Consider the following 11,725-nt stretch of genomic DNA (forward strand, 5'->3'; position numbering starts at 1 on the left):
CGCGAGTCAACAGAGCAAGGCCAACGCCAGATGATGATCTCCTCGACGCATGCCGAGAAACTGTCATCAGAAAAATTACCCGACAAAGGTGCGGCTTCGGACTAGCCGCAATTGCCGTTCCGCCGTGACATGGTCGCCGACAAGGCGGCGATGGTATCTGCGACGGCGAGCGAACGTGCGACGTTCACCAGATACGCTTTTGACGTGGTCGAGGTGGAGTCGAACAAACCCATCAAGACATTGAGGGTTGGCCGGGATTCGTGTAAAAATACCCAAATCATCTTGTAACCGATTGAATTTATGAGATAACTTCTGATTCTATCAGCTTGATTGGACAGCGCGATCGTGGCTCAGAATCATGTAGACCTACGGAGCCTATTTCTGCCTTATGGAGCAAATTGGGAGCGCCTTATTCCTGCGTTCTTGGCATGGGAAGCAAACTCAGCGCGTCGTCGTATTCCGCAGGACGTAACTTCCATTTTCCGCAGCGACTTCACTAACGTGAGTACTGCAATAGCGGCGCCCAGTTAATCTTGAAATTGCCTCAGTGAGCCTTGTCAACTCATTGGCCATCGCCGCCTCGTTCCGTATTTTCTTGCTCTGCCAAATGATTGCGCAACGCCGCAATAATCTCATTCTGCGATGCCAGAGTCGCTTGCGCCGTGGCGAGCGATACTTCCAACCCATGCGCACGCGTAAGCGAAGCTTGCACATCTTTTGCGGCTGCCTTCTGTTGCGTTCTGAGCGCCGAAACCTGCGCTTCCAGGGCCGCCAGCTGAACCGCCATGACCTTGGACTTCTGTGCGCCCTCCTGCAGGACCTCAATCTGCTGCGCCCGTTGGCGTCCCAGCAGTTCCTGATCGTACAGCGACTTCTGCGCATGGGCAATATCAGCCACCAGACGCGCCCCATCCTGGTTCAAACGGGTTATGTCCTCCTGTTTTACGACAAGGCCCTGCTGTAGCTGGCGCATTTCGGTGTGTAGTTGCTGAATCTGCTGCTCGTGCCGGCGCTGGTCCTGGTCACGCTGCTCCTTAACCGACTGGCGATAGTGCTCGAGCGCTTCACGCGCGTGAGTATGTTTTTCTTCGAGTGACTGCCTGTGCGCATCATTCTCAAGTAGGCGCAGCTTCAAGCCGGCCACCTGCTCCTCGGCAGTGTGACGGGCAATCGCCTCCGACTGCAACGCGGCGCGTGTTTGGCAGTGCTCAGCCAGTTCCAATTGCGCGGCGGCTTCGATAAACTCGCGTTTTGCGGTGGCTGCTTCCCTCTCCGTTTGTAAGGTGGCCAGCGCCTCGGCATTCACCCGGCTTGACTCCAAGGCGCGCACCTCAACTGCGTCGATCCGCGCATTTGCCTCTTCGTGGAGTCGCGCTGCCAGGCGCGAAACGAGATCCTGCAACGCTTCGCTGACCGCCCCCTTCTTCCCGGCGCCGCCGTCTTCCTCCTCCAGTTCTTTCAGGTACTTATGGATAGTTGTCTTAGACCCAGTGTTGCCTAATGCGACCCGCACGGCATCCACGGACGGGTGCCGTCCTTGCGCTGTGAGCGCGTCGCGCGCTTTCTTCACTTCCGATAGATACAGACCGGTGCGAGCCATCAGGCCTCCATGAAATAAGATACCATATTACATACCACGTAATTATGTACTAAGTTTCACTCTAAAAGTCGGCATTAATATAGTTTTGTGATATTTGATAATGAGCACTTATCCCATGTGATGGTCGAAAAAGCGTATTATTTGCATGATCCGACCTGTACGGGCCGCTCATCCTCAGCAAATTGCTATGAGTAAACTAGATGCTTACCTGCATGCCGCGACCCGCGACAACACCCGTCGCAGCTATCAAGCCGCGGCCCGTCACTTCGAAGTCGAATGGGGCGGTTTCTTGCCTGCGACGGCGGACGCGATTGCACGCTACCTCGTAGACTATGCTGAATCGTTGGCGATAAATACGCTACGCCAGCGTCTTGCAGCCTTGGCGCAGTGGCATCTCGACCAAGGCTTCCCTGATCCGACCAAGGCACCCGTTGTGCGCAAGGTGCTCCGCGGCATACAGGCACTGCACCCTGGTCGAGAAAAGCAAGCGCGTCCACTACAGCTCGATCAGCTCGAACAACTTGCGCAATGGCTGGATGCGGGAATTACAGAAGCGGTGGTGGCCGGCAACAGGCCTGCGCACCTGCGCCACACCCGCGACAAGGCTATGCTCTTGCTCGGCTTCTGGCGCGGCTTTCGCGGCGACGAACTTACGCGGCTGCAGGTCGAGTATATCGACGCGGTGCCGGGCGAAGGAATGACGTGCTTCCTACCGCATACCAAGGGAGATCGGCGATACAAGGGCACGAATTTTAAGGCGCCAGCGTTGGCGAAACTGTGCCCGGTCAGCGCGTATATCGAATGGGTTTCGCTGGCGGGTCTTACCGAAGGCGCAGTGTTCCGCGGCATAGACCGCTGGGGCCACGTGCGCAGTGGCGGCTTGCATATCAACAGCCTAGTGCCGCTGCTTCGCTCGCTTTTCTCGGACGCCGGCATTGCGGTCGCCGAGCAGTACAGCGGCCACTCGCTGCGGCGAGGCTTTGCCCAGTGGGCGACTTCGAATGGCTGGGACATCAAAATGCTGATGCAGTACGTGGGCTGGAAGAACGTTCAGTCCGCACTGCGCTATGTCGAGGGCGCAGATCCCTTTGCACGGCATCGGATCGGCGTAGATTCCCGTGTTGTGAATTAATTGCCATTTCCGCCCATGTTGAAATTGGTGCGTGGAAGTCGGTCCGCGTCCATCCTCTAACGGATCTTCGCCCGGCGAAGATCAAGCTTTCCTTAGAGAACTCGATGCGCCAACCGTGCTGGATGAGTTTTTACGCCAATCGGCGCAGATCATCCTCGTTGCGGGCACCACGCCCAATTTATGCTGTGCAGCGCCACCGTGTCGCCGTCGCACACAGATGACAGTAAGGGATCGAGCCATGGCGGTTGAGACGCAGGGGTATCCCGGGACTACGTGTGATTTGCAGGCACAATTGGAGGCTCGAATGCGCCGAAATCGCCGTGTTGGTAAGCCGCGATGGCGGCAGCAAGCGCCTCGGGCGAGGCAAGTGCCATCGGCCCTCGCCAGTACACAGGCTGCTGCAGTGGTAGACCAGAAAAGACGACGGCTTTGATTTTACCTTGCGTTGCTGCGAGCGAGATTGAATGTGGTGTTGCCTGTGCCGGAAAGACCGGCAGCATAAATTGGTCGAGTTCGTAGTGCTGGCCATTGACCGCCAGCTTGCCGTAGATCGGCATGACGAAAGCACTCTGACCTGCCGGGATAGGCACCGACAGTTCTGCACCTTCATCAAGGCATATATCGAGCAGGGATACCTTGGTCGGCGGTATCAGTGGCGACCCTACCTCTCCGAAACTGCCTAGCGGTACGCGAATCTTAATGCCTGGCAATTGCACGACCGGCACATCTTCCGGGGCCAGACTCAATGCACGTGGCGCATCGCTCTGCCTTTCCTGGGCGAGATTGACGAAGATTTGCAGCATGTGGACGGTCTTGCCCGTCTCGGAGGGAAACTCTTCGTGCACGACACCTCTGCCGGCGGCAGTCCAGTGCAGGCCGCCCGGCGCGATCAGGTGATGGTTGCCCAGCGAATCACGGTTATGGATGCCGGTTTCCGAGTCGAGAAACAGATACGAGACGGCCGAGAACCCGGCATGCGGATGCGGCGGAAAAGTGGGCGCGCTGATCCAGGCATGATCGACACCGAGGAAGGGGTCGATCGGTTCGGCCGCCTCGCCACCACGCAGCGCGTAGGCACGGAAGTGGCTGCCGGAATTCATCGGTTGCAAGCGAACGATGGTGGGCATGTTGAGATTCTCCATTACTGCGCCTGATTTGCGCCCAGGGCCGGGTAATCGGTATAGCCATTGGCACCCGGGGAATAGAACGTATTTTTGTCCGGCGTATTGAGCGCCGCGCCTTGGCGGAGCCGCTCGGGTAAGTCCGGATTGGCAAGGAAGGCTGAGCCAAATACCGTTGCATCGGCCTTACCTTCGGCAATCAGTGTCTCGGCTTGGGTTTGGTCAAGGCCGCCGCCTATCAGGTAGGCACCGTCGAAACGTGGCCGCAGTAGCGCGTGATAATCAGTGCTTGTGCCGAACAGGGCAACGTGCAGGTAGGCGAGCTTGAATTCGCGCAGTTGCTCGACCAGCGTGGTATAGGTTTCCTGCGGCGCGGCGTCGACGATATCGTTGAAACCCATCTCCGGCGAAATTTTGATGCCGACGCGATCGCTGCCGGCTTCGGCAACCATCGCGGCCAGCACTTCCAGAACGAAGCGCGTGCGCTTGGCAACAGAACCGCCGTATTCGTCCGTGCGGTTATTGCTACCCGAGGACAAAAACTGCTCTGGCAAGTAACCCGATGCGGCGTGCAGCTCGACACCATCGAATCCGGCGGCCATGGCGCGACGCGTCGCCAGGCCGTAATCGTAGACAATGCGGGCGATCCCGGCGACATCGAGGGCTTGCGGTATCATGAACTCTTGCATCCCGGCGCCGGTCCATGCCTGACCAGCTGGCTTGACGGCTGACGGTGCAAGGGGTTGCGCTCCTTCCGGGAGCAGGGAAGGATGGGAGATGCGTCCGCAGTGCATCAATTGCATAAAAATGCGACCGCCACGCGCATGTACAGCCTCGGTAACTTTCTTCCAAGCGGCGACCTGGGCATCGTTCTCGATTCCCGGGGTCCGCACATAGCCTTTGCCCATCGCGTTGGGATAGACGCCTTCGGTGATGATCAAGCCGGCGCTGGCACGCTGCGCATAGTAGGCAACGACCAAATCGCTGGGCACGCCAGCATCATCGGAACGCGAACGGGTCATCGGCGCCATGACCAGACGGTTGGGCAGTGCCAGTCGGCCAATATGGACAGGGGTGAATAGCTGAGTCATGTGGTGCTCCTTGGTGGTGACGAGCAATCATTGTGCGCCGTATCATTTTTTTGATAAATAGCGGAAAATACATTTCATTGATCCATTTGTGGCACAGTCACCATGAAAATACTGAATGACATGGCGCTTTTTGTTGAGGTCGTCAAAGCGATGAGTTTTCGCGGTGCAGCTGACGCGATCAATGTGCCAAGCTCAACCTTGTCCCGGCGCGTCAGCGCGCTGGAAAAGTCAATCGGGCTGCGGCTGCTGCATCGCACGACGCGCAAGATCGAGTTGACCGAAGCCGGACAGCTCTATTTCGAGCGCTGCAAGCGCATCGTCGATGAAGCCAGTCTGGCGCATGAGCAACTGGGCGAAATGCTGGCCCAGCCGAGCGGGGTATTGCGCGCTTCAATGCCGGAAGGTTTCGCCAACATCTTCCTGGCCCCGCTGGTCGCCGACTTCGCCCGCAGTTATCCCGGCATCCGTTTTGAACTCGACCTGTCCCCTCGGCCTGTCGATCTGGTCAGCGAGCCGGTCGATGTGGCGATTCGCATGGGGGCGCCGCCGAGTTCAAACCTGATCGCCCGCCAACTCGCCACGCTGCCGCGCTATCTCTACGCTTCGCCCGACTACTTGGCCAATGCCGGGGAGCCGAGCGAGCCGGCTGACCTGGCCCGGCATGAATGTCTCAGATTGCGAACCGTGGAGTCCGACAAGTGGGCGTTGCTGCAAGGAAGTGAAAATGTCGAGATCATGGTTGGTGGCCGCTTTCTGCTTAACAGTGTCGGCATGATCCAGCGTCTTGCCACGCTGCATATGGGCATTGCGGTACTGGCCAAGGATATTGTCATGGATGACGTGGCCAGCGGAAAACTGCGTCGCGTGCTGCCTGACTGGCAAGCCACGCCGATACCGGTCTACGCCATTACCGAGACGCGCTTGCTGCCAGCGAAGACGCAGCGCTTCATTGATTTCTTGCGGGAGCATCTGGCGAGGATTTAAGCGCGCTCGCTTACGGGGCGCGGCAAAGTTGGTGCTTCGCACTTGCTATAGGACGCGCCATTTTACGCCCGTTCGAAAAGAAATAGCCGTATGTTGTTTTCTATTTGTTGCTGATAAAGTTTTCTTGATGTTTGGGAAATTTCGGGCTAGCCTGACTTGCCCAGTTCAAGGATATTTTCGTTCATAAACGGAGACGTAAAATGCGCAGAGAACACCTTTTCATACCGCTTTTCTTGTTCGTTCCATTTATGGCACAAGCAGCGGACTCGCCCAAATTACTGCATTTGGCCAGCCTCGAATGGCCGCCGTTTGCCAGTGCGGCCTTGCCTAACAACGGTGCGAGCGGTGCGGTGGTCGACGCGGCAGCCAAGTTCATGGGCAGTACCGTGAAGGTAGAATATTTTCCATGGAAGGACACGGTAGCGAAAGGTTCAAACGATCCCGCCTTCATCGGATATTTCCCGGTGTTTATCACGGAAGAACGGGCCAAAAGCTGTTACTTTTCAGCGGTGATCGGGAAGAGTTCGACCGGCATTGGTTTTCTCAAGGACACGCCGATCACATGGAAAACGATACCCGATCTGGCATCGATCAAGCTAGGTGTTGTAGAAGCTTACGCCAACGGCGACGCCTTGGATGAAGCAATCAAACAGGGCAAGCAACAAGTTGAAGTAACCACCAGCGACACGAATAATGTGCGCAAGCTGGTGAGCAAAAAATTGCCTGCTATTGTCGTCGATAAAGCCGTCTTGCGCTACATGACACTCAATTCTGCGGCCAAGGACAGCGTTATGTTCCATGAGAAAATGTTATTGGAACGGAGTCTGAACGTTTGTTTCCAGCGTACCCCGGCAGGCAAAGCCGCCCAGGAATCCTTTGACGCCGCCCTCAAAAAAGTGAATGTCGCCAAGATCGAGGAAGCCTATTTCAAGTCTCTTGAGGAGAAAAAACAATAATCAATGGGCCGCAAAAAACGCCCGTTCAGCTCCGGCCTGCAAGATGGGAAATGGAATCAAGATTATCGGATTCCAAAGAGGAAGCGTGGGCATCTTTCCACGCGTTCTTGTCCCAAAATTCGCAAACGATAAACAATCCTCGAGGATGTGCATATGCAACGCCGTTCCCAGCTTGCCCGAGTCTGCTGTACTGCCCCATTGCGTTTGCTCATATTGATGATACCCCTGAATGCGTATGCCGCCGATGTCGTCATGTACGGCTATCTCGATCTCGGGGTAGTCAAAGAAACGGGCACATCGACGCGACTCGATCGCGGTTTCTTCAACTATCTGGGTGTTCGAGGCGAAGAAGATTTGGGCGCCAAATCTTCGGCGACGTTTAATTTGCAAATGCGTTTTAGTCCTGACACCGGCATGCAGGAACGCAGCACAACTTTGTTCCAGGGGGAATCCACAGTTGGTCTAAAAAACGCCGCACTCGGACATTTGCGCCTGGGCCGTGCCATGACTCCGCTGTGGCAGGAAAAATGGCGATACGATCCTTGGTATGACTCCGCGAGCATGGGCTCCCTTGAGGTTTATAACGGTGACTTCAATAGCGATGGCTTGCCCACGGTGGACTATCACAATTACTCGCGCGTGGGGAACGGCGTGTTCTACACCTCGCCCTCCGTTGGCGGGATCAGGTTTAACGGCATGGCGGAGGCACAGCTCGCCGCTGGAGCGACGGCGCGCTCGCGAGGCATGGCGGTGAACTTTGGGGAGGAGACACTCACCGCGATGATCTCCTACGAAAAGAATCACCTCTCCGACAACATCCTGTATGCGGCTGGCTCCTACCGGATGGATCAATTCACCATGATCGGTGCATACTCACGGACCGATTTTTCAGGGGGGGGCGCCAGTCAGCGCAGCATGTTGTTGGCCGGCACCTACGCCATCAACCTGAATCTACTACGCTTCGGTTATGGCCGCCTGAACGGCAGTCTTGGCCGGAAAACCAGCGTCGGGTACATCTACGGTTTGTCTAAACGCACCAACATATACAGTGACGTGTATCGAGAGAAAATTTCGAGCAGTAAAACCGGTTTGGCGATCGGTTTCACTCATTCGCTGTGACCATGTCCAAGCGGTCAATGCTGATAGGGGATTCATCAGCTGGCGCCAGCGAATCGGACGGTACCCGGCTCTCGGTGGCGCAATTGTATGACAAAAATTCAGCGACTTTTGCCGAGGCGGAGGGATGGGATTAACAACCATGATCAGGTCTGTAAAATCTGGCATATGGCTTTTATGCGGATGTCTTGGTTTTCCGGGCAGCGCGTTTGCGGCGCCGCAATTGAGCCTTTATACGTTGGAATGGCCCCCGTTCTCTTCCCATGACACAAAGCGGGGCAAGGTGATTGGTATATCGTCCAACATCGTAACTGAACTCTTTCGTCGTTCCGGAATGGCGGTTCCGAAACAATCGCTTGTGCCATGGGCGCGTGGCCTCGCGATAACCGCTTCGAGCAAGAACACATGCTTGATGCCGGTAGCACGGGTTCCTGAGCGCGAGGCCCGCTATCGTTGGATCGGTCCGATCGGGAGCAGCGAATGGGCGTTGTTTGCACGCACTGAGGACCGGATTATTCTCAATGAAATCGACGACGCAAGGCGCTACAGAATAGGAACATTAAATGGCGACTTGTCTGTATCCTATTTGATTGCGCACCAGATTCAGCCAGCCGTCGTGTCGGACGACAAACAAAACATACGAAAAATGCAAATGGGTCGTATCGATTTATGGTCCACTGGCCGCATTGCGGGACAGGAACTGATAAATCAGTTGGGCGTCAAAAATATCGAGCCGGTACTGACGTTTATGAACGTTCAACTATATCTAGCGTGCTCCCTAGATATGGGAGATATTGAAGTGGAGCGCCTGAATAGCTTACTAAAAGCGATGCTTTCCGATGGGACGATCAAGCAAATTTATCGCCAACACGGGTTTGGCGAATACGCTCCGGCAAGCACCTCTTCATTAAAATAGTTTTAGTTGGGGGGGCAAGGAGCGCTTCCGTGCCTGAAAATTCTGTCCGTCAATCAACAAGGAGCCGGAAGTGAAAGGCAACGCAAACCGTATGACATTTTCGAAGCTGGTTACATGGTTGACTGGCGTGGCAGTGGCCTGTCTTTTTTGCATGGTTGCGCTGTTTTGGGAGTCGCGCAACCTGGATCGGACACACCAGATTCAAGAAAACTCGGCCGCTTTAGCGAAGGAGTTTCGCCAAGCGTCGGACGATATGACCCGAACGGTTCGCCTGTTCGTTGTGACAGGCGATCAACGATATATGACCGTCTACAACACGATCGCTGATATGCTCGACGGCAAGGTTCCGCGACCGACACAGCCTGAGCGCATTTATTGGCCTTTCTTTGAAGTTAGCGGGGTCAAACCCTTACCGGACGGCGCTGCGGCTGCAATGATTGATCTGATGAAAGAGGCTGGCTATACGTCGGCTGAGCTGGCCAAACTGGAGCAGGCCAAAGCCCTATCTGACAAACTGATCGTCATCGAAACAAAGGCCATGGAACTTGCCACAAAGAGCGATGAAGACAAGGCCATGGCGCGCGAACTCGTGCACGGAAAAGAGTATCAGCGACAAGTTGCCTTAATTGACAAGCCGGTAGATGAGTTCCTGGTCATGCTAGGAGTTCGCACGTCGCAGGCCGTGGCGAACTCCAAACGCAATCAGGTCGTACTTTCCATGCTGATGGGTGCCATGCTCTGCTTGCTCTTCGGTATGATGATCTATGCCTCGCGACTGTTGCGCAGTCAAGTGGGAGGCTCCTTGGACATCGCCAATGCCGCCATCCATGCCTTTGCTGCGGGCGATTTCAGACAAACCGTCGATGCGCAATCCCAGGGCAGTATGTTGGGTGGGCTGGAAACCATGCGGGTCAGCCTGTCACAGGTGGTGGCCCGAGTGCGGCTAGGAGCGCAAGGAGTCCTGAGCGCAAGTTCCGAAATTTCCCAAGGAAATCAGGACCTTTCATCGCGCACTGAAGCTCAGGCCAGCGCCCTGGAACAAACCGCCTCAAGCATGGAAGAACTGGGCGACACCGTCAAGCGAAATGCTGAGAATGCCGAGCAGGTAAACCTGCAGGCGCTCAGTGCGTCCTCGGTAGCGGAACAAGGGGGAAAGGTGGTCGGCGAAGTTGTGCAGACAATGATGGGAATCGAAGCGTCTTCACGCAAAATTGTCGACATCATTGGCGTTATCGATGGCATCGCGTTTCAGACCAATATTCTGGCGCTCAATGCCGCCGTTGAGGCCGCCCGCGCAGGCGAGCAAGGACGGGGGTTTGCCGTTGTCGCATCGGAGGTCCGCTCCCTTGCGGGGCGCAGTGCCGATGCGGCCAAGGAAATCAAGAGCCTGATCGTTGACAGCGTTGCGCGCGTCGATCAGGGGCGCAAACTAGTGGACCAAGCGGGAGGCACGATGGCCAAGGTGGTCGATGCGATTCGACAGGTCACCGACATTATGGGCGAGATCAGCACCGCCAGCAGCGAACAGTCCAAGGGTGTCTCTCAGGTTGGCGAGGCTGTGACGAACATGGACAGCGCAACCCAGCAAAATGCCGCCTTGGTGGAACAGATGGCCGCTGCCGCTATGAGTTTGAATGGACAGGCTCAACTCCTTGTTGAAATAGTTGAGGAGTTCAAGCTCGCTTGAGGCCGGCCGCCAACAATGCGCCCCATCGAAAGGGAGTCAGCCAGCTAACTGGCGCCCAGATGATATTCCGGAATACGCAAGCGCAACGGGCGCTGTCGTGCTGTGTTCAAACGGCGGAGTTTTCCGCAAAGGGTGCTGTACGCTCCCCTTAACACGTCCCAAGGTCAACATTTATTGCACACGAAACATTTCAGGCTGTTTCAGCCTCTCAAACTCGATGACCGCGATCACGAACGTAGGCGCTGCCGTCACAGCAGCAATGGCCCAGGCCAACGGCAAGCCGAGCGCCACCGCAGCCACGACGGCTACCAAAATGAGTAGTGCAATACCCCACGCCCAGCCCACTTGCGCCAAGCCACGGGCGATGTGGCGGTGTAGCCACCACAGTGTTAGCAAGTAGACACCTACGGCCGCCGCCACAAGGCCAATAGCCAATGTAGGTGCGACGGCGTGATATGCGGAACTTCCTTTGAACCCATCTGCAACAACCTCCAAGAACGCGCCCAAGGCGGCCAATGAGCCAAATACTACAAAGTGTCCGTAGCCCCAATTGAACGCACGTTCGCGGTGGTGATGCAGAGTCTCTGCGTTGGGCACCAGGAAGTAGACCCACCAAAGGGACAGAATTAAGCCGACTGAGCCCAAGCCAACCATTGCCAAGTCGAGCGACCAGCCTTGTACTTCGATCAAGCCAGCCACTGCGTTGAAGGCACCAAGCACACATTCGCCCAGCACGATGATCGTGAACAGCCCATATCGTTCTGCGATGTGGTGCACATGCCAGGGAGTGTGGCCCGCCTTGGCGGCCCAGATCGGAACAGACAGCTCCAGTAACATGAGCATAAGGAAGCTCGGCAGCGACCAAGCACCGGATAGTGCTAGGCGAGCGAGCCACAGAAGCTGCAAGCCCCCGATGCCAATGGCCGAGCGTATCGCGGTCTGTCGCCGTTCTGGATGCTCGCGTGCGGCGCGCAGCCACATCGCCAGCAGACCAATCGGAGCGTGTCAAACTATTTGAGACAGTATTTACAGATTGTTTAGGGAGCATTCTTCGGTCTGCTCGTTGGTGCCAATGTCCATTTTGGGCATGTTGATTCCGGCTTCGGTTGGCAGAGCCGGCGG

The 11,725-nt window shown here is 56.2% G+C and carries 10 protein-coding genes; 6 read left to right on the forward strand and 4 right to left on the reverse strand.

The annotated features are described in order from the left end of the window. Window positions 1-562: 562 nt before the first annotated feature. Window positions 563-1,600 carry a DNA-binding protein gene (locus F1735_RS30635; protein WP_166881713.1) on the reverse strand — a complete coding sequence of 346 codons (1,038 nt, stop codon included), beginning with the start codon at window positions 1,598-1,600 and terminating at the stop codon, window positions 563-565. Window positions 1,601-1,787: 187 nt separating this feature from the next. On the opposite strand from F1735_RS30635, the gene F1735_RS30640 reads away from it, so the two are divergent. Further along, entirely contained in the window at window positions 1,788-2,732 is a 945-nt protein-coding gene (locus tag F1735_RS30640; RefSeq protein ID WP_166881714.1) for a site-specific integrase, read from the forward strand. Between the two features lie 269 nt (window positions 2,733-3,001). Here F1735_RS30640 and F1735_RS30645 read toward each other — a convergent pair whose 3' ends face one another. Further along, window positions 3,002-3,859 carry a pirin family protein gene (locus F1735_RS30645; protein WP_166881725.1) on the reverse strand — a complete coding sequence of 286 codons (858 nt, stop codon included), beginning with the start codon at window positions 3,857-3,859 and terminating at the stop codon, window positions 3,002-3,004. A gap of 14 nt (window positions 3,860-3,873) precedes the next feature. After that, window positions 3,874-4,944, reverse strand: a complete 1,071-nt coding sequence (locus F1735_RS30650) for an alkene reductase (RefSeq protein ID WP_166881715.1) — start codon at window positions 4,942-4,944, stop codon at window positions 3,874-3,876. A 102-nt stretch (window positions 4,945-5,046) separates the two neighbouring features. Between F1735_RS30650 and F1735_RS30655 the strand changes: the two genes are divergently transcribed. The 5 genes from F1735_RS30655 to F1735_RS38345 all read left to right on the forward strand — a co-directional run bounded on the left by F1735_RS30655 (window position 5,047) and on the right by F1735_RS38345 (window position 10,603). Further along, window positions 5,047-5,928, forward strand: coding sequence for a LysR family transcriptional regulator (locus F1735_RS30655; protein ID WP_166881716.1), 882 nt, complete (start codon window positions 5,047-5,049; stop codon window positions 5,926-5,928). Window positions 5,929-6,128: 200 nt separating this feature from the next. After that, window positions 6,129-6,884, forward strand: a complete 756-nt coding sequence (locus F1735_RS30660) for a substrate-binding periplasmic protein (RefSeq protein WP_166881717.1) — start codon at window positions 6,129-6,131, stop codon at window positions 6,882-6,884. A gap of 153 nt (window positions 6,885-7,037) precedes the next feature. Next, a complete protein-coding gene (locus F1735_RS30665) occupies window positions 7,038-8,003 on the forward strand; it encodes a porin (RefSeq protein WP_166881718.1) in 966 nt (321 codons plus the stop codon). 124 nt (window positions 8,004-8,127) lie between these two features. Further along, window positions 8,128-8,916 carry a substrate-binding periplasmic protein gene (locus F1735_RS30670; RefSeq protein WP_166881719.1) on the forward strand — a complete coding sequence of 263 codons (789 nt, stop codon included), beginning with the start codon at window positions 8,128-8,130 and terminating at the stop codon, window positions 8,914-8,916. 70 nt (window positions 8,917-8,986) lie between these two features. Beyond that, window positions 8,987-10,603, forward strand: coding sequence for a methyl-accepting chemotaxis protein (locus F1735_RS38345; RefSeq protein ID WP_167240447.1), 1,617 nt, complete (start codon window positions 8,987-8,989; stop codon window positions 10,601-10,603). 171 nt (window positions 10,604-10,774) lie between these two features. Here F1735_RS38345 and F1735_RS30680 read toward each other — a convergent pair whose 3' ends face one another. Next, on the reverse strand, window positions 10,775-11,599 hold the full coding sequence (locus F1735_RS30680) for a low temperature requirement protein A (RefSeq protein ID WP_373888609.1): 825 nt from the start codon (window positions 11,597-11,599) through the stop codon (window positions 10,775-10,777). Window positions 11,600-11,725: the final 126 nt, after the last annotated feature.

The sequence above is a fragment of the Massilia genomosp. 1 genome, from assembly GCF_011682185.1.
Taxonomy (GTDB): Bacteria; Pseudomonadota; Gammaproteobacteria; order Burkholderiales; family Burkholderiaceae_D; genus Telluria_A; species Telluria_A rubra.